This is a genomic window from Caldicoprobacter faecalis, assembly GCF_900115765.1.
Classification (GTDB): Bacteria; Bacillota; Clostridia; order Caldicoprobacterales; family Caldicoprobacteraceae; genus Caldicoprobacter; species Caldicoprobacter oshimai.
This window is the reverse complement of sequence record NZ_FOXR01000002.1, coordinates 71,630-90,895: the sequence shown is the minus strand read 5'-3', so window position 1 is coordinate 90,895 and position 19,266 is coordinate 71,630. Positions and strand designations below refer to the sequence as shown.

Below are 19,266 nucleotides of genomic sequence, written 5' to 3'. Positions count from 1 at the left end.
TTCAAAAGTGGACCCGAAAGTGTGAGAAGAAATACCTCCTTTGGTCATTGATAATTTTCCTTGGAATGAAAATGGTTATAGGCCCAGGACGGAAGTGCGTATCTTTTATTCTGAGACAAGGTTTTACTTATTGTTTAAAGCTTTCGAACAGGAAATACGTGCTGAATGCTTAAACATTAATGATCCTGTGTGCACAGATAGTTGTGTTGAATTCTTTTTCAATCCAGACCCTGAACATGATGATAGGTACATAAACTTTGAGATAAATCCCATTGGCGCTTTTTTATTGGGGATAGGTGCAGATCGCTACAGCCGCGTGCTTATTAACGACGCTAGCCCTGAAATATTTGATATCACTACTTCAGTAACCAAGGGTTCAGTTCAGAGCTACAAGGGCCCACTGTGGACAGTCGAATATTTCAATTCCCTTTTATTTTATAGAGAAATATTATGGAGGGCAGGATTTTCGTTGTGGTAAGAGGATAAAGGCCAATTTTTATAAATGTGGAGATAAAACAAAATATCCACATTGGGGTTGCTGGAATAGAATTGATACTCCCCATCCTGATTTCCACAGGCCTGAGTTTTTTGGTGATCTGATACTGGGGTGAATAAGGCTAAACAAAATTTTCGAGGACAGTTTTTAAGTCCTTTGAGATTTATGATGTTTTAGCAGGTTTTGAGATATTTTTGTTATTTACTAAGTTAATTCGGAAATTTCTCTCATTAGTTTTTTGCTTTTTTATGGTATATTTTGCTGGGATTATTATAATGATAGAATACGTATAAGGTCACTCTCACATCTTTAAGGTTTTTAAAAGGTAGTTTTTAGACTTCTTAATTTTATACAAAAAAGATAGAGATAGCCTCTATTCTTTTTCGGCATTTTGAAACGTCTGTTCGCTTTCGTGAATATCTTTACACCTCTTCGGAGGTGGGAGACAGGAAATGTATTGACAATAGTAATAATAAATGGTATATTTCAGATATAAAATAAAGATGACATGATATATCAAATAATTTTGTCACTTATATACATTGTATACTTTAGAGAAGGAGGATATCCATTTGTTTAATGAAGAGAAAAAGCCTTTATACATGCAAATATTTGAATACTATAAGCAAAAAATTAACAACAAAGAGTTGTTACCAAATGACCAACTTCCTACTGAGATTGAAATGGCAGAGATGTTTGGAGTAAGCAGAATTACAACAAAAAGAGCTTTGGAGGAGCTTGAGAGGGAAGGATTTATATATAGAAAAAGGGGACAGGGCAGTTTTGTTTCTGATTTACATCAACGCAAAATTAATGAATCTAATAGAAAAAATGTTATATCTATGATTATTCCTGCAACAACTATGCGTGGAAGAAATATGGATTATGTGAAAGGTGCAACCGATGTAATTAATCAAAAAGGCTATTATCTTGCCCTTCATATTACGGAAAATGAAACGCAAGAGAGAGAGATGTTGATGAATATTCCTAAAGATGGTATAAGTGGTATAATTTTTTACCCCATATCAAGAGCACATTTTGATCTCTTGTATATTATGCACATTACTGGCTATCCTATAGTAACAATAGATAAACATTTTGAATCTCTTCCGATAAGCTATGTTATATGTGATAACTTTAACGGAGCATATCAATCTGTTTCACATTTGGTTGAGTTAGGGCACAAGAATATTGCTTATATTGCGAGTTCTACTATTGAATCTATCAGTACAGTTAGACAACGTTTTTTTGGTTACTGTTCAGCTTTACAGGAGCATAATCTTAAGATAGAGAGAGAATTCGTAGTATTAGGATTAGCTGACCAAGTCAAGCATTTTAAAGATGAGATGGAAAAAACAAATTTTTTAAAAGCTAAATTGGAGAGGTTGTTAAAAAAGGGAGTGACTGCTATAATTGCAGAAAATGACTATATAGCCGTTTCTATACAAAAGATTTTGATTGACATGGGGGTTAAGATACCTAAAGAAGTATCTTTAATTGGATTTGATAATCTAGATGTATTGGAGCAGGTAGGTATTATGTTGACAACTGTAGAACAGAATTTTTATGAAATTGGTAAAGCAGCAGCAGATATTATTATTGAAATGCTTGAGAATGGAAAAAGAGAGCAGATCAAAAGGGTTGTACCCGTTAAGTTGGTTATTAAAGAATCTACAGGACCATGCAATACTGTAAAATGAATAATTAATGTAAATTGCAATTTTAAATGCAACACTTTTTAATTTTTACTTTTATACAAATTGCAAAACCCTACGTTATCAAGGAAAGGGTGGAGATTTTCGAGCGTAAGCGAGAAAATACTACCCCGACATCGACAACGTGCCTGAATGATATAACTATGTCTAGATCTATTGGCATTCCTGGCCAAAAGGCTTTAACTATACAGAATTATTATGTTTACTTCCCCGTGAGCATTTAAGTGTTTAAAAGATCGGCTTTTAGTGGTACACTTGTTTAAGCCATAGTGAGACTTCCTTGTATGGTTAGTGATTTTGGATATCTATATCATACAGGATTTCTCACTATGGTTCTATAATTTTTGGGGGTGTTGCATTTAATTTTACAACAGACCGACAAAATATATCAAAAAAATCAAATTAAATACATCTTGACAAATTGGCAAAGCTATGATATATTATAAACATAATCAATGAAATGGAATGGTATATTAAAAGTGTTATGTAATGTTTCTTATTAGACATTGATATAACTTAAAAATGGTACCCCAATTATATGGACGCATTTTATTGATCTAGTATAGGAGTATTTCGTAAGGCATTTCGTAGGTTAGGTGTGATGGAAAAGGTTAAGGGCCGCTTCTTTTTTAAGTGTTTGGACAATTTAGTGGCGAATAGATCGAAACTTATTTTTAGAAGAAAATGCTTCGTTATTCTCGTTATGGTATATAAAAATAGGGTTTTAAATCATCGATAATTTATGCAAATTGTAGATAAAATTGGATGAGGTATCATGCAGGGTTTCCTACTTATACTTACTCCTATATACCATTATGGTTTTCAATTGAACGTAACCAATATCATTTAAACAAAAAATCAAAGGGAAATCCTGCTTGATATATAAAGTAAAACCCTAAAAATGGGGAATTTTGGGGTTTTACCACAATTTAATGATTTAAAGAATAGGAGGGGTATTCTTATGAAAAAAGCATTAGTATTATTGTTGGTGTTAATGTTGAGTATTTCTTTTATCTCCTGTAGCAGCTCTAATACTTCATCTTCATCAGATGCTTCATCTTCGCCAGGGCAAAAAGCTTCTAGTGGGAATGGTAAAAAAGTGCAAGTTATAGTATGGGGACTTAATCCGTTAGCTCCTGGTAGCGGTAATAAGGAAATGATAGACGAATTTAATAAGAGTCATGATAGTATTGAAATAGTACCTCAGACTACGCCTGGTACTGGTGGTTATGCTACACAAGATGTTTCGAAACTATTGGCAGCTATAGCAGCTGGCAACCCACCAGATATTACATGGTTAGACAGGTTTACTGCAGCTCAGTTTGCAGCTAGAGGAGCTCTAACGCCTTTAGATGAATATATAGAAGCTAGTGGATTAGATATTAGTCAATATGCCGAATATACTGTTAAGGAAATAACATTTGATGGTAAAATATGGGCTCTGCCGTGGGATACTGATACGCGGATATTGTTCTGGAACAAGGATTTATTTAAAGAAGCAGGTTTAGATCCTGAAACACCTCCAAATACGTGGGATGAATTAAAGGAATATACGAAGAAGTTAACCAAAACTAACGAAAAAGGTGAATTTACGCAAATTGGTTTCATACCTACTTATGGAAATACATCTATGTATTTATATGGTTTCCAGAATGGTGCGAAATTCTTAAGCGAAGATGGTAAAAAGGCATTACTAAATGCTCCCGAAGTAGTAGAGGCTTTAGAATTTGTGGTTGAGCTTATGGACATGTTAGGTGGCGCTGAAAAAATTAATGCATATACATCAACCTTTCAAGGTGAAGCCAATAATCCATTCTTAACTGGGCAGGTAGCTATGCTTATTACTGTTAATAATGCTATAAGAGATTATACTAGGTATAAACCTGATTTAAACTTTGGTGCAGCACTGCCGCCCACACCTACTGGTGAGAATAAAATCACGTGGAGTGGTGGCTGGTCTTGGGCTATTCCTAAAAAGGCCAAACATCCTAAGGAAGCTTTTGAGGTTATAAAATGGTTAACTACTGAGGGTATAAAGGTACAACAAGCTGCCGCAGCTAAGTATAATCAAGAGGAGTTAGGTAATAAATATTTTGCACCTTTCCCTGCTGCCTATGAACCTACAAATAAAGAGTTGCTAGAAACTTATGTTGATCCTATGGATAATGAGACAATAAAAAAAGCTATATATGTAGGAATGGATGCTATGAAAGTAGCTTTGCATAGACCTGTGTCGCCAGTAGGTGAAGTAATGTGGGTTGAACTTGGCAAAGCTTTAGACAAAGCTATATATCATGAACTGACGCCACAAGAGGCTTTAGATGCAGCCAATAAAGTGGTTCAGGAAGAGCTGGATAAGTTCTGGGCTAATTATAAGCCGTCTAATTAAGAAATTTTTTGCTTAAAATATATACTCCTATATGTAAAATGTTTTTACTAAAATACTATCATAATGTGATAAGGGAGAATTTTCCCTTATCACATTTCCTTATCATTTTTTATTAATGGGAGTGATTATATGATGAGATTAATAAGTAATCGAATGGCACGGAGAGAAGCTATAACAGGCTACATTTTTGCTTCTCCATGGATAATTGGATTTGTATTGTTTACTGCGTATCCAATAGTTGCATCTATAATATATAGTTTTATGGATTATAACATATTAGAAACTCCAAGATGGATAGGAATTAAAAATTACATTGATTTAATTAACGATCGAACATTTTGGTTATCGTTAGGTAATACATGTTATTATGTTATTTTTAGTGTACCATTAAATATGATAATAGGTTTGTCAATAGCGTTGTTACTTAGTATGGATATAAAAGGTATAGCTGTATATAGAACTTTATATTATATGCCGTCAATAGTTCCGCTGGTAGCTAGTTCCGTATTGTGGTCGTGGATATTTAATCCTAATTTCGGTATTCTTACTCATACTGTTAGATTATTGGGGTTAACACCACCTGCATGGTTATCAGATCCGAAATGGGCTAAACCATCGTTAATAATAATGTCGTTATGGGGTGCTGGTGGTGGAATGATAATATACTTAGCAGGATTAAAAAATATACCAAGAACTTATTATGAGGCTGCAGAACTAGATGGTGCTAGCGTATGGAGAAAATTTATACATGTTACATTACCTATGCTCAGCCCTACATTGTTCTTTCAACTTATCATGGGTTTAATTGGTTCTTTTCAAGTATTTACTCAAGCCTTTGTAATGACAGGTGGAGGGCCTAATGAATCAACATTGTTTTATGTACTTTATTTGTACAGAAATGCATTTCAATTTTGGAAGATGGGATATGCTTCAGCAATGGCGTGGGTGCTTTTTGTAATAATAATGTTTTTAACATGGTTAAACTTTGTTATTTCAAAGTATTGGGTGTTTTATGACCAAGCTTAATTATAAGGTATTTTCCGTTAGGCTTGAAGAGGGGAGAGATACGTGATGAGTACAGTTACACGAAAATTTAATGCGTTGGATTTTATAATTGGTTCTGGATGGCAGGTACGTAGAGCTAGACGAAAATTTTTTTCTAAAATGTTTGCACATTTAGTTTTGATAGCAGGGGCAATAATATTTGTATTTCCATTATTATGGTTGGTGTCAACATCACTTAAACCAGATACACAGATATTTAAAGTACCTCCTGAATTAATACCGAGACCAATTATGTGGGAAAATTATACTAGAATGTGGAGACACTTTCCATTTTTAATGTTTTTAAAAAACACAGTGTTAGTAGTAGTACTAAGTATGGCAGGGGTACTTATATCAGCTCCATTAGTGGCCTATGCTTTTGCAAGGCTTAGATGGCCGGGAAGAAACTTTTTATTTATGATACTACTTGGGACTATGATGTTACCTGGTCAAGTTACTATGATACCATTATATATATTGTTTAACAAGTGGGGATGGGTTGATACGTTCTATCCATTGTGGGTACCTGCTTGGTTTGGTGGTGGTGCATTCAATATTTTCTTAATAAGACAGTTTCTAATGACAATACCTAAAGAACTAGAAGAAAGCGCAGTTATTGATGGTGCAAGTCACTTTAAAATTTATTGGAAAATAATGCTACCACTTATTAATCCAGTACTTACAACTGTAGCCATATTTCAATTTATGGGAGCATGGAATGACTTTATGGGGCCATTAATTTATATAAATGATCAAAGTAAATATACCTTATCGTTAGGTTTGCGAATGTTCCAACAGCAGACTAGTGCTTCTCAAACAGAGTTTGGTATGTTAATGGCGGCAACTACTATTATGGTTATACCCGTAATAATATTCTTCTTTTTAGGTCAGAAGCGATTTATAGAGGGTGTTATAATAACTGGTATGAAAGCGTAATAAACATGTTTATTTTAGGGAAAGTATTTAATTTTTATGAGTAGGACTATTAAGATTAACTCTTGAGTATCTACGTAACATTTTGCTTATACAAAATCTATGTAAAGAGATTAAATTTTACTTTAAAAGAAAGGAGCAATAAAAATGGAACAATATCTAAAGAAATTAAGGGAGATGCGTAAAAACAAAGACCTTGGCTACTGGGGAAGCAGGATTTTATCCCAGCTCGAGTATGGGCTCAAGTTATCGGAGGTTAAGGACCATCAGTTTGATGGCACGTTTTCAAAAGCTATCGATTTTGTGTACGGGGAGTTCAGCAAAGAAGGCGTCATCACAAGGTCCACATGTCAAAAGGCAGAGGAGATGATGGCAGAGCTTTCACAGGAGGCTAAGAGATTTAAGATAATCTGCGCTGCTCACGCTCATATCGATATGAACTGGATGTGGCGCTGGGACGAAACGGTGATGGTTACCCTTGATACCTTCAGGACCGTGCTCAACCTGATGAAGGAGTATCCTGACTTTACCTTTTCGCAGTCACAGGCATCTGTGTATAAAATACTGGAGGACTACGCACCCGAGATGCTGGGAGAAGTAAAAAGCAGGGTGAAGGAAGGGCGCTGGGAAGTCACGGCTTCTACCTGGGTTGAGGCTGACAAGAATATGCCAAACGGCGAGAGCATGGCCAGGCACATTTTATATACCAAGAGGTATTTGTCCAGGCTTTTGGATATCGACCCTGAGATTTTGAACCTTGATTTTGAGCCCGATACCTTTGGTCACAGTCAGAATGTGCCTGAAATCCTGCGCAGCGGTGGAGTGAAGTATTACTATCACTGCAGGGGTTATGAAGGACCTTACCTCTATAAATGGGTGGCGCCGTCGGGTAAATATATAATAGCGTACCGTGAACCATTCTGGTACAATGCGGAGATTCGCCCTGACATGGCGTTATACGTACCCAAATTCTGTACTCAGCATAATCTGGATACAATGCTGAAGGTGTACGGGGTTGGTGATCACGGTGGCGGGCCAACCCGCAGGGATTTAGAGAGGATAATAGACATGAATACCTGGCCGGTATTTCCGCAGATCCGGTTTGGCACCTTTGCCGACTTTTACAGGTTGGTGGAGAGTATCGCCGATGAGCTGCCTGAAGTGAAGGGTGAGCGCAATTTCATATTTACAGGCTGCTACACCAGCCAATCCAGGATTAAGATGGCCAACCGTATCAGCGAGGCAGCGCTAAATGAGGCCGAGATGTTCAACGCGTTCTCAAGCTTTTGCGCTGGATACAGGTACGACGGCGGGGCTTTTGAAAGCGCGTGGCGGAATGTGCTTTTCAACCAGTTCCACGACATCATCCCGGGTTCGGGGACAATAGATACCAGGGAATATGCCATGGGGCTTTTCCAGAACACCATGGCCATAGCCAACAGCAGGAGGAGCCTATCGCTTCAAGCCATTGCTGCACAGATAGATACGTCGAAGTTTATCGTATCAGAAGAAGACGATAAGGATAGCGTATCTGAGGGGGCTGGAGCGGGATTTGGCGCAGCGCAGTTTAAGGTAACTCAATCTGAGAGGGGCAGGGGAAAGACACGCATATTCCACGTCTTCAATCCTGCGCCGGTGGAAAGAGATGAAGCGGCTGAGATAGTGGTTTGGGACTGGTTGGGCGATGTTGACAGGATGGTTTTCAGGGATGCTCAAGGTAACAAGGTTGAGCATCAGGTACTTGACAAAGGTTTTAACTCTTACTGGGGACATCACTACATGAGTGTGCTTATCAAGGCAAGAGTTCCTGCTTGCGGGTATAACACTTACATCCTGACGGAAGATGACGAGGTTGAGGCGGCATTGCCCTTCCCCAGGGATCCGCGGGTAGAGGGTATAGACCAGTTTGTCCTTGAAAACGATCATATAAGGGCTGTGTTCAGCAGCCGTGATGCGTCCATCGTATCGTTGATAGATAAGGCCACGGGAGAGGAGTTTATAAAGGGGTCACCTGCTGGCATCTTCAGGTTGATCGAAGAAGACCACAGTAAAGGTGGGACAGCATGGGTTGTGGGTCGCCACATGAACGTGATTGACTTGACCCGCGACGTTAAGATTAAGAAGGTGACTTATGGAGCAGGCAATATCAGACAGTCCATTGCTTATGAGTGCTCTTTCAGGGATTCCAGCTTGAAGGTAACTGTTTCACTGGATTATAACAGCCCTGTGCTGCGCTATGATGTGCAGTGCGACTGGCACGAGGTGGGCAAACCAGGCATAAGCGTGCCCCAGCTCAGCTTCTACATGCCTCTCGGGTATGAGTGTTCGTGCTATAAGTACGATATTCCCTTTGGCACCATAGAGCGGGAGGGGATGGATAGGGACGTTCCGGCCAACAGCTGGGCCTTGGGAGTGAGAAAGCAGCCGGGCGGGAAATCCGTAATGCTCGTCACGGATAGCAAATACGGGTTCAGATGTGTGAACAACTCCATGTCCATAACCTTGATACGTAGCTCTTATGACCCGGATCCCTATCCCGAGTTTGGTATACACAAGTTTAGTTTTGCCGTCTGCCTGGTGGATAATGACAGCAACAGGGAGCTTATCCAGAGGGCATATAACTTCAATCATCCGTTGAGCGTTATTTCCTCTTGTGTACACAAAGGCTCGTTACCTGCTTCTGGCAGCTTTATGAGGCTTGAGAAAGGGGATGTGGTGCTTTCGGCTGTTAAGATGGCCGAGGAACAGGGGAAAGCAAAACGGGTTGTGGTAAGGGTCTATGAGACCGAGGGTAAGGCTGCTAAAGTCGTGCTCAGGTTGTGGAAACAACCCGTACAAACTTATTATGTGGACTTAAACGAGTGTAGGATAGACAACGGCCTTAGCGTTTCTATAGATGGGGCATGTGTATCATTTGAGGTACAACCCTATAGCGTTGCCAGCATATGCGTTGAATTTGAGGAGTGAATGAGAAAATTTCAGGTGTGAATTTGAGAAATGATAAAGTTATGATATTATAAGCTATAAAACAAAGAAAATTCAAAAAGCGCAAAATGAATTTGTAATTTAGAGCAGAAATTTTTATAAGCATTTAATAACAAACGGAGGGATAATCGTTGCCTTATTTCTACAATAAAAACATAGAGCGTTCTTTGGACTGGGTGCTTAAAAAAATCCAAAAATCTATATACAAAGTGGTAGACGAGCTAAAAATAACCGCTTGGGTGACGCCGGAACCTGTGCCTTTTGAACAACGGATGACAGGTATTAAAAAAGAGCTTTCCATAGGTGATAAATGGGGTAATCTTTGGGATTGTGCTTGGTTTCATTTTACAGGTGTGGTGCCCGAATCCGCCGCAGGAAGCAATGTGGTACTTCTTATAGATATCAGCGGTGAGGCATGTATTGTGGATAGCAATGGGTGCCCTATTCAGGGGTTAACCCCAGCAGCTTCTACCTTTGATTATTCATTGGGATTTCCTGGGAAAAAGGTAGTGCCGTTGTTTAAAAACGCTCAGGGAGGAGAAGTCATAGATATTTGGGCTGATGCGGGGTGTAATGATCTCTTCGGTGTTTTAAAGGATGATGGCGTTATAAAGGAAGCATATATAGCTGTTTGCAATGAAACAATGCGAGAGCTTTATTATGATTTTGAAGTGCTTTATGAGCTTATGCAACATATTCCACAGGACAAAGCTCGATACCATAGCATTGCATGGGCTTTGATGGAAGCCTGTAAGGTGTTACGTAATTTCACTGAAGAAGAAGCAAAGGAAGCTAGAGCTATTCTTGCGCCAGAGCTTAGTAAAGAAGGAGGACATCCTTCACTTACCATAAGTGCTATCGGACATGCACATATTGATCTAGCTTGGTTATGGCCTATTCGTGAAACTATACGTAAGGGAGCACGTACTTTTTCAACTGTATTGGCTCTTATGGAGCGTTATCCAGATTATGTATTTGGTGCAAGTCAGCCACAGTTATACCAGTGGATGAAGGAATACTATCCTTCCTTATACCAAAAGATCAAAGAGCATGTTTTTAAAGGTCGATGGGAACCACAGGGAGGCATGTGGGTAGAGGCCGATACCAATATTACAGGCGGAGAATCCCTCATACGCCAGATTTTATATGGTAAACGGTTTTTTAAAAAAGAATTTGATTATGATGTAAAGACTCTTTGGTTGCCTGATTCTTTTGGGTATACCGCTTCACTGCCACAGATTATGAAGAAATGCGGTATTGAATATTTTATGACTATAAAGCTCTCATGGAATGAATATAATAAATATCCACATCATACATTTTTGTGGGAAGGAATAGACGGGAGCAGTGTACTGGTTCACATGCCACCTGAAGGTACATACAACAGTTCGGCGGCACCTAGAGCCATAATAAAAGCTGAGAAGGAATATCTCGATAAAGGGGTTTCAGATCGATGCCTCATGTTGTTTGGAATAGGTGATGGAGGTGGAGGGCCGGGGGAGGAACACCTGGAACGATTGAAGCGTGAAAAGAACTTGGACGGTTTGGTACCAGTCGTACAAGAACCGGCAATTAAATTCTTTCAACGCTTAGAAAAAAACAAAAATAAGTATCAAACCTGGGTTGGAGAGCTATATCTGGAAAAGCATCAGGGTACCTATACAAGCCAGGCCAGAAACAAGCGCTATAACAGGAAGATGGAGTTGGAACTCAGGGAGTTGGAATGGGCCTGTGTTTTGAGCTTTCTTATTAGCGGATATCCCTATCCTCAAAATGAGTTAGAAAGAATTTGGAAAGAAGTCCTTCTATACCAGTTCCATGATATTCTACCCGGTTCTTCTATAAAGCGGGTATATGACGAATCTTTAGCTCGATATGAGATATTGATGAATGAGGTAAAGGAGTTAAAGCAAAAAGCTTACCTTTCTTGGATTAATACATTAGATGTTGGTGAGATGGTATGCCCCGTTGCTGTAATAAATTCTCTCTCATGGGAGAGAGATGAGTGGATCTCTGTAGAAGGTCAATGGCTTAAGGTCAAAGTTCCACCAATGGGTTACACCGTGGTTGACGCTTCAATACATCAGAGACAGGTTTGCGGTTTGATTGCAGGTGATAATTTATTGGAGAATGACAAACTGCGAATTAAGTTTGCTGCTGACGGAAGCATTGAGTCCATTTTTGACAAGGAATACAATCGGGAAGTCTTATCTACTGGTTCGTTTGCCAATAAGCTGGCAGTATATGATGATAAAGGAGATGCCTGGGATTTCCCTATATTCTATGATCAAATTCCTTGTGAGTTTTTTACTCTACAATCAGCTAGCTTTTATATTGATGGCCCAAAAGCTGTGGCTAATCAGGTATATCGTTATGGTGCATCTACCATTGAACAGAAAGTTGTTCTCACGCTAGGAAGCCGTCGAGTGGATTTTATTACCAAAGTTGATTGGCATGAATCCAATAAGATGCTTCGTACTTCATTCCCCGTTAATATTCATACAAATGAGGCTACATGTGACATACAGTTTGGAAACATAAAACGGCCTGTACACCGTAATACTAGCTGGGAAATGGCTAAATATGAGATCTGTGCTCATAAATGGGTAGATCTTTCTCAGAAGGACTATGGTGTAGCACTCTTGAATGACTGCAAGTATGGTTACAAGGTTCTAGATAATGTGATTGATTTAAATCTGTTGCGTAGCGCTACTTATCCCGATTCTGAGGCTGATCGCGGTGTACATGAGTTTACCTATGCGCTTTATCCTCATCCTGGAGATCATGTTGAGGGAGGAGTTGCTAGAGAGGGCTATGAATTGAATATACCCCTTAATGTGATTCCCTTAGATGCTTGTAAGAATGGAGCTATGCCACGAGAGAAGACTTTTATGGAGGTGGAAGCCAGGAATATTATTATAGAAACGGTAAAAAAGGCTGAAGACAGCGATGATATTATTATCAGACTGTATGAAAATAGTGGCGCAGGTACCAAAACAAAAATAAAGTTTTATTTCACTTTCAAGTCTGTGTGCTTGGTTAATATGATGGAGGAAGAGATCGAGATGTTGAATATGGAAAAAAATGGTGTCGAGCTATATTTCCGGCCCTATGAAATTCATACCCTTAAAGTGTCTACAAAATAATGGTCTAGTTGTTTTACTGAATCTTGTTTAAGACGTTTTAGCGGTTAACTTGGCCGAATTGAAGGTCTAACATAAGCGAAGAAAATTTTGTGAGAAATCTCTTGTTAACCCCTTGACATATATCAACTTTCTTTATATTATTAATGTAAAATATTAAAACATAGAAACAGCCAAATTCGATGAACGGGAAGAGTAGGCGGCATGGCCAGGTCACAGAGAGCCGGGGATGGTGGGATCCCGGTACCGATGGGTGCCGTTGAATGGGCCCGGGAGAAGTTGTGCGAACTTCAAGTAGCATGAACCGGTAGTCCACCGTTAAAAGGACAGGGTATCGAAGCGCAAGCTTCTGTACCTGGAACGAGATGGCTGCGTTTAGGTGGCTAGCGGAGTGCTCAGGCATTTCGCCCTAAAGGGTGAAATGCCTTTTTTGATATAACCGCCATCTAATCCGGCCGAAATTGGGTGGCACCGCGAGGGGTACCTCGTCCCATGTGGATGAGGTACCCTTTTTTCGTTATATTTCTTTGAGTTGGCTTAAAATCAACTTGCTGAAGATTTTGTTTACACAGATTGGTTGCACTTATTGTGCTGAAGATTTTGTTATGTACTGCTTTAAATAAATATTTTTCGGTTTGCACCATTTAGATGTTTGGCAAAACATTTAGACATCATTAGCCTTTCACAGGCTTCGCAGGAGACATTATAAGCTTTTGAACAGCATTTTATTTAAAAATTTAACTCAATAACGAAAGGAGTGAGCAAAAATGATATTTCCTAGTGAACCGGAGTTTAGAAAATTGAGGGAAAAAGGCGGCGTTGTACCCATGGTGTTGAAACTGAATGCCGATGAGCTTACTCCAATTGGCTTGTTTTACAGTTTAAAGGGTAAGAAAAAATTTCTGCTTGAAAGCGTGGAAAGCGGCAAGAACTGGGGCAGATACTCCTTCCTGGGCTGTAACCCTTACATGATGATTAGCAGCTATGGAGACCAGGTATTTATAGAGAAAGATGGCAAAACCGAGATTGTCACCGGTAAAGTTCTTGACGAGGTAAAAAAGCACATAAGCCGATACGGCACGGCATCGGGGATGGAACTACCTCCTTTTGCAGGGGGCGCGGTGGGGTATGTGGGCTATGACGTGGTGAGGCAGTACGAAAAGCTCCCCGACAAAAATCCGGATTTAATTCAGGTGCCAGAGGCTTATCTGATGTTCTACAAAGATATCATAGTGTACGACCACTTTTATCACATTGTATCCATTATCTGCAACGTATTGCCGGAGGACGAGGTAGAATACAGCGATGTTGTAGATAGATTGATCTGGATGAAAGATGAAATTATCAAAATGGAAGAGATTCATCCACTTGATATGACAAGCGGCCTGGAGGACATTTATTCCAATTACGATAAGGAGAGCTTTTGCGGAATTGTCCAAAGAGCAAAAGAGTATATAGCCGCCGGGGATGTGTTTCAGGTGGTTCTATCCCAGAGACTGACTGTAATCACTCATACCAGGCCATTTGACGCTTATAGAAAGCTGCGCTTTCTCAATCCTTCACCGTATATGTTTTATATAGACTTTGAAGATTTCCAAATCGTTGGTTCATCCCCAGAAAGCCTGGTGAGCGTTGAGGGACGAACGGTAAAGACCAACCCTATAGCTGGCACTAGGCCAAGGGGCAGAACAAATGAGGAAGACGAGAGATTAAAGGAGGAACTTCTTGCGGATGAGAAAGAGCGGGCCGAACACGTAATGCTGGTGGACCTGGGCAGAAACGATATCGGCAAGGTGAGCGAATTTGGTTCGGTAAAAGTTGACAGATTTCTAGGTGTGGATATGTATTCGCATGTTATGCATATAGTCTCCACCGTGTCGGGTCGGCTCAAGGATGACAAGGATTGCTTTGATGCCCTGGTGGCCTGCTTACCGGCCGGCACAGTATCAGGCGCCCCCAAGATAAGGGCCATGGAGATAATCGATGAGCTGGAGAATACAAGGCGAGGCATATATGCGGGGGCGATTGGATACTTTGCTTATACGGGCAATATGGATATGTGTATAGCCATAAGGACAATTGTTTTCAAAGGTCAAAAGGCGTATATCCAGGCAGGTGCAGGGATTGTATACGATTCTGTTCCCGAACTTGAATACCAGGAGACGCTCAACAAGGCTATGGCACTTAAGGAGGTGCTCTGAGATGGTGATTTTGATCGATAACTATGACTCGTTCACCTACAATTTGTACCAGTACATTGGCGAAATCTATCCCCATGTAGAAGTGGTCAGAAACGACGAGGTGACGGTGGAGCAGGTTATAGATTCAGGGGCCAAGAGGATAGTGCTGTCGCCGGGGCCGGGCAGACCTGAAGATGCCGGCATATGCGTAGAGCTTATAAGAAAGCTTAATGGCCAGATTCCCCTTCTCGGCATTTGCTTGGGGCATCAGGCCATAGGATATGCTTACGGTACCAAAGTGGTGCGCGCCGATAGAATACTGCACGGTAAGACCTCCATGGTGATACACAACGGGAAAGGTATACTGTGCGGCGTAAAAAATCCCATACGCGCAACCAGGTATCATTCCCTGGTGCTGGATGAGAAGAGCCTACCGCCGGAGCTGGAGGTTACGGCCCGTACGCCGGACGGCACCATTATGGCGGTGAGCCACAGAAGCCTGCCAGTATACGGCATACAGTTCCACCCTGAGTCTATTTTAACAGAGCATGGAAAGAAAATATTGAGGAATTTCATGGGAGGGATTATAGGTGTTGAGTGAAGCGCTGAAAAAGATAGTGTCGGGCGAGCATTTGACTCAGCAGGAGGCGGCGTTGGCCATGGACGATATAATGGATGGCAACGCTACGCCGTCGCAGATAGGCGCTTTCCTGGTGGCGCTGCGCATGAAGGGGGAGACCATTCCCGAGATAACCGGATGCGCCGTTTCCATGAGGCTTAAGGCTAAAAGAGTGGAGCTAGATGACTATGCAATAGATACCTGCGGCACCGGGGGGGATGGCGGCAGAACTTTTAACATATCAACGGCTGTGGCAATTATCGCTGCGGCTGCCGGGGTGAAGGTGGCAAAGCACGGCAACAGGGCGGTGTCCAGCAAAAGCGGAAGCGCCGATGTGCTTGAGGCTTTGGGCGTCAAGATTGAGATGTCGCCTGAGATGGTAGTGGAGTGCATCAAAAGAACGCACATAGGCTTCCTGTTTGCTCCCCATTACCATGTGTCCATGAAGAATGTAGTTGGGCCACGGAGAGAGCTGGGGGTAAGAACTATCTTTAACATACTGGGGCCGCTCACCAACCCTGCTGGCGTTAAGGGTCAAGTCTTAGGGGTGTATGACAGGCGGCTGGTGCACAGCCTGGCGGAGGTGCTCAAGAACCTGGGTACTCAAAGGGCACTGGTGGTGCATGGCATGGATGGGCTTGATGAAATTACCACCACCACAAGGACAATTGTGAGCGAGATTAAGGGCGGAGAAATAATCGATTATGAGATAGACCCAGCTGAATATGGTATCCCTTATGCGAGGCTACAAGACATTGCAGGTGGTGATGCAAAACACAATGCTGAGTTGATAATGAGGATATTAAAAGGTGAAAGAGGGCCGGCACGGGATATAGTCCTGTTGAATGCTGCCGCTGCGCTGTATGTCGGCAATGCCGCCGAGAGCATAAGGGAAGGGCTTGAAAAAGCCACGTATCTGATCGATTCAGGCGCGGCATATGAAAAATTAAAAGAATTCATAAGGGTGAGCAGGGAGGTGGGCCATGTTTCTTGACGAGATAGTGGCTTACAAGAAAAAGTGCGTGGAGGAGCAAAAGCGAAAGAAGCCGTTAAAAGTGCTGGAAAAGGAGATACAACTTGCGCCTCCACACAGAAATTTTGCTAAAGCGCTGCGCCAGAGCAGCTGTGGGAGTCAAGATGAAGTAAAGATTATTGCCGAGATAAAGCGGGCATCCCCCTCCAGAGGCGTTATAAGGGAGGATATAGTGCCAGTTGATGTTGCCAGGATGTATCAGGAGGGCGGGGCGGATGCTATCTCGGTTTTGACCGAGGATAAGTACTTTATGGGGTGCGATGCTTTCCTGCAGCAGGTCAAACAGGCGGTCTCCTGTCCCGTACTTAGAAAGGATTTTATAGTAGACTCATATCAGTTGTATCAGTCAAAGGCGCTGGGAGCCGATGCCGTCCTGCTCATAGTGGCTGTCTTGGGGAAGCGTTTGAAGGAGTTTTACAGCCTGGCAAAATCCCTGGGGCTGGAATGCCTGGTGGAGGTCCACGACAAGAGGGAACTTGAAATTGCGCTGGATTGTGGAGCAGAAGTGATAGGTATAAACAACCGGGACCTTAAGAGTTTCAAAGTAAGCCTTGATACCACCGAAAGGCTCATAAAGATAATCCCCAGGCATACTGTGAAGGTGTCGGAAAGCGGCATAAAGTCGGCTGAGGATATAAGGCGCCTTAAGTCCATGGGGGTGGATGCCTTTTTGATAGGCGAAACCTTGATGACGGCCAGCGACGTGGTAGGGACTCTCAGGAGGTTTAAGGGGATGATTGTATGACGATCCTCTTTAAGGATGCTCAATATTTATAATGCGACGGATATGCAGGGCGTTTACTGTAGACTAGGTTTAAGGTCGACGGCGTGGCAGACACCATAGGGGCTTTTAATGGCCAATAATAAATAGGTGCTCTTGAATAAGGTACTCTAGGGGGCATTTGGGGAGGTGGACCTTAAGGTGGTTAAGATAAAGATATGCGGCCTTAAGAGGTATCAGGACATTGATTACGTCAACGAGTTAAAAGTTGATTATGCGGGGTTTGTGTTTGCGAAAAGTCCCAGAAGGGTGGATTTGCAGCACGCCGAAAGGCTGATTGCCCGGCTGGATAAAGGCATAAGAAAAGTGGGGGTGTTTGTTAACCAAAGCCGGGAATTTATAAAAGAGGCTTGCAGCGCTTTAGGCCTTGATGTGGTTCAGCTTCACGGGGATGAAACCCCTGACGAGGTCGCCGCATATGCCGTGTACGGCGTTGAGATGTGGAAGGCCATACGGGTAAAAGGCGAAGATGGTTTGGTACGGGCTGGCGAATACCGGGTGGATGGCATACTGTTGGATGCGGCGGTGCAGGGAAGGTATGGAGGAACGGGCCAAACGTTTGACTGGGGTTTATTAGAAGGCGTGTCGTTTAATAGTAAGCTTATTTTGGCAGGAGGGCTTAATTCACACAACGTGTGTTCAGCCATAGCTAGAGTAAAGCCGTATGCTGTGGACGTCAGTAGCGGCGTGGAAACTGGCGGATTTAAGGACTACAAAAAGATGAAAGAATTTGTAGAAAGGGTGAGGAGCTTTGAAAAGCATAACAGGTAGATTTGGCATATTTGGGGGTCAGTATGTGCCCGAAACGGTAATGAATGCGTTGATCGAGCTTGAAAAGGAATTCAACGCTGCCATACAGGATGAGGATTTCATGCAGGAGTACCGCTATTACCTAAGGGAATATGCGGGGCGGCCCACTCCGCTGTATTTTGCACAAAACCTTACCGAGAAATTGAGCGGGGCCAAGGTGTACCTAAAGCGTGAGGATTTGAATCACACGGGGGCACACAAGATCAACAACGTTTTGGGACAGATACTCCTGGCCAAACGAATGGGGAAAAAGAGGGTGATAGCCGAAACTGGGGCCGGCCAGCACGGTGTAGCTACCGCCACCGGTGCTGCTATGTTTGGCATGCAGTGCGAGATCTTCATGGGCAAAGAAGATGTAAGGAGGCAGGCTTTAAACGTGTTTAGAATGCGGCTTCTTGGGGCCAAGGTACACAGCGTAGAATCGGGTACCGGCACTTTAAAGGATGCCGTCAACGAAGCCATAAGGGACTGGGTAACCAGAATAGAGGACACATTTTATGTGATGGGTTCGGTGGTGGGGCCTCATCCTTATCCAACCATCGTAAGGGAGTTTCAAAAGGTGATAGGGGAAGAGGCCAGGGCACAGATATTGGAAAAGGAAGGGAGGTTGCCGGATTATGTCATTGCCTGTGTAGGGGGTGGAAGCAATGCGATGGGCATATTTCATCCCTTTTATCACGATAAGCAAGTAAAGCTGATTGGCGTTGAAGCCGCGGGATTGGGATTGGAGACCGGAAAGCACGCGGCTACAATGGCAAAGGGGAGCGTGGGCGTGCTGCACGGCATGAAGACATTGCTCCTTCAGGACAGCGAAGGGCAGGTCATGCCCGTACATTCCATTTCGGCAGGGCTTGACTATCCGGGGGTAGGCCCAGAGCACGCGTATTACAAGGAAATCGGGAGGGCCGAATATGTCGCCGTGACAGATAGGGAAGCAGTGGAGGCTTTTGTGGAGCTATCCAGAACAGAGGGGATAATTCCGGCTCTGGAAAGCGCCCATGCAGTGGCCTATGCATTGAAGCTGGTTCCACAGCTACCGAAAGATAAAATAGTGATCGTAAATCTATCAGGCAGGGGAGATAAAGATGTTGAGACAGTTGCAAGCTTGCCGGAGGTGGAACTATGAACATGATGGACT

14 protein-coding genes and 1 other annotated feature are annotated in these 19,266 nt (G+C 42.2%); all 14 genes read left to right on the top strand.

The window, feature by feature from the left end; genetic code table 11:
* The first annotated feature begins 40 nt into the window (after nt 1-40).
* The 14 genes from BM241_RS01305 (at nt 41) to trpB (ending at nt 19,254) form a co-directional block, all read left to right on the top strand.
* Complete coding sequence (locus BM241_RS01305; RefSeq protein WP_207648941.1) at nt 41-478, top strand: carbohydrate-binding family 9-like protein; 438 nt, start codon at nt 41-43, stop codon at nt 476-478.
* Nucleotides 417-611 carry a carbohydrate-binding family 9-like protein gene (locus tag BM241_RS13050; RefSeq protein ID WP_084054648.1) on the top strand — a complete coding sequence of 65 codons (195 nt, stop codon included), beginning with the start codon at nt 417-419 and terminating at the stop codon, nt 609-611. Before BM241_RS01305 ends, BM241_RS13050 begins: the two co-directional genes overlap by 62 nt.
* Before the next feature lie 457 nt (nt 612-1,068).
* On the top strand, nt 1,069-2,196 hold the full coding sequence (locus BM241_RS01295; RefSeq protein ID WP_092281860.1) for a GntR family transcriptional regulator: 1,128 nt from the start codon (nt 1,069-1,071) through the stop codon (nt 2,194-2,196).
* 976 nt (nt 2,197-3,172) lie between these two features.
* Entirely contained in the window at nt 3,173-4,600 is a 1,428-nt protein-coding gene (locus BM241_RS01290) for an ABC transporter substrate-binding protein (RefSeq protein ID WP_092281859.1), read from the top strand.
* Between the two features lie 129 nt (nt 4,601-4,729).
* Nucleotides 4,730-5,626, top strand: a complete 897-nt coding sequence (locus BM241_RS01285; protein ID WP_092281858.1) for a carbohydrate ABC transporter permease — start codon at nt 4,730-4,732, stop codon at nt 5,624-5,626.
* 45 nt (nt 5,627-5,671) lie between these two features.
* Nucleotides 5,672-6,580, top strand: a complete 909-nt coding sequence (locus BM241_RS01280) for a carbohydrate ABC transporter permease (protein ID WP_025746950.1) — start codon at nt 5,672-5,674, stop codon at nt 6,578-6,580.
* A gap of 144 nt (nt 6,581-6,724) precedes the next feature.
* Nucleotides 6,725-9,544, top strand: a complete 2,820-nt coding sequence (locus BM241_RS01275) for an alpha-mannosidase (protein WP_025746949.1) — start codon at nt 6,725-6,727, stop codon at nt 9,542-9,544.
* A 527-nt stretch (nt 9,545-10,071) separates the two neighbouring features.
* Nucleotides 10,072-12,708 carry an alpha-mannosidase gene (locus BM241_RS01270; RefSeq protein WP_242948218.1) on the top strand — a complete coding sequence of 879 codons (2,637 nt, stop codon included), beginning with the start codon at nt 10,072-10,074 and terminating at the stop codon, nt 12,706-12,708.
* 170 nt (nt 12,709-12,878) lie between these two features.
* Nucleotides 12,879-13,201: a binding site (T-box leader), on the top strand.
* A gap of 271 nt (nt 13,202-13,472) precedes the next feature.
* Nucleotides 13,473-14,906, top strand: a complete 1,434-nt coding sequence (trpE, locus tag BM241_RS01265; protein WP_025746947.1) for an anthranilate synthase component I — start codon at nt 13,473-13,475, stop codon at nt 14,904-14,906.
* A gap of 1 nt (nt 14,907) precedes the next feature.
* A complete protein-coding gene (locus BM241_RS01260; RefSeq protein WP_025746946.1) occupies nt 14,908-15,486 on the top strand; it encodes an anthranilate synthase component II in 579 nt (192 codons plus the stop codon).
* A complete protein-coding gene (gene trpD / locus BM241_RS01255; RefSeq protein ID WP_025746945.1) occupies nt 15,476-16,498 on the top strand; it encodes an anthranilate phosphoribosyltransferase in 1,023 nt (340 codons plus the stop codon). Before BM241_RS01260 ends, trpD begins: the two co-directional genes overlap by 11 nt.
* Complete coding sequence (gene trpC, locus BM241_RS01250) at nt 16,488-17,282, top strand: indole-3-glycerol phosphate synthase TrpC (RefSeq protein WP_025746944.1); 795 nt, start codon at nt 16,488-16,490, stop codon at nt 17,280-17,282. Before trpD ends, trpC begins: the two co-directional genes overlap by 11 nt.
* 177 nt (nt 17,283-17,459) lie before the next feature.
* Entirely contained in the window at nt 17,460-18,089 is a 630-nt protein-coding gene (locus BM241_RS01245; RefSeq protein ID WP_025746943.1) for a phosphoribosylanthranilate isomerase, read from the top strand.
* Nucleotides 18,079-19,254, top strand: a complete 1,176-nt coding sequence (trpB, locus tag BM241_RS01240; RefSeq protein ID WP_025746942.1) for a tryptophan synthase subunit beta — start codon at nt 18,079-18,081, stop codon at nt 19,252-19,254. Before BM241_RS01245 ends, trpB begins: the two co-directional genes overlap by 11 nt.
* The last annotated feature ends 12 nt before the right edge of the window (nt 19,255-19,266 follow it).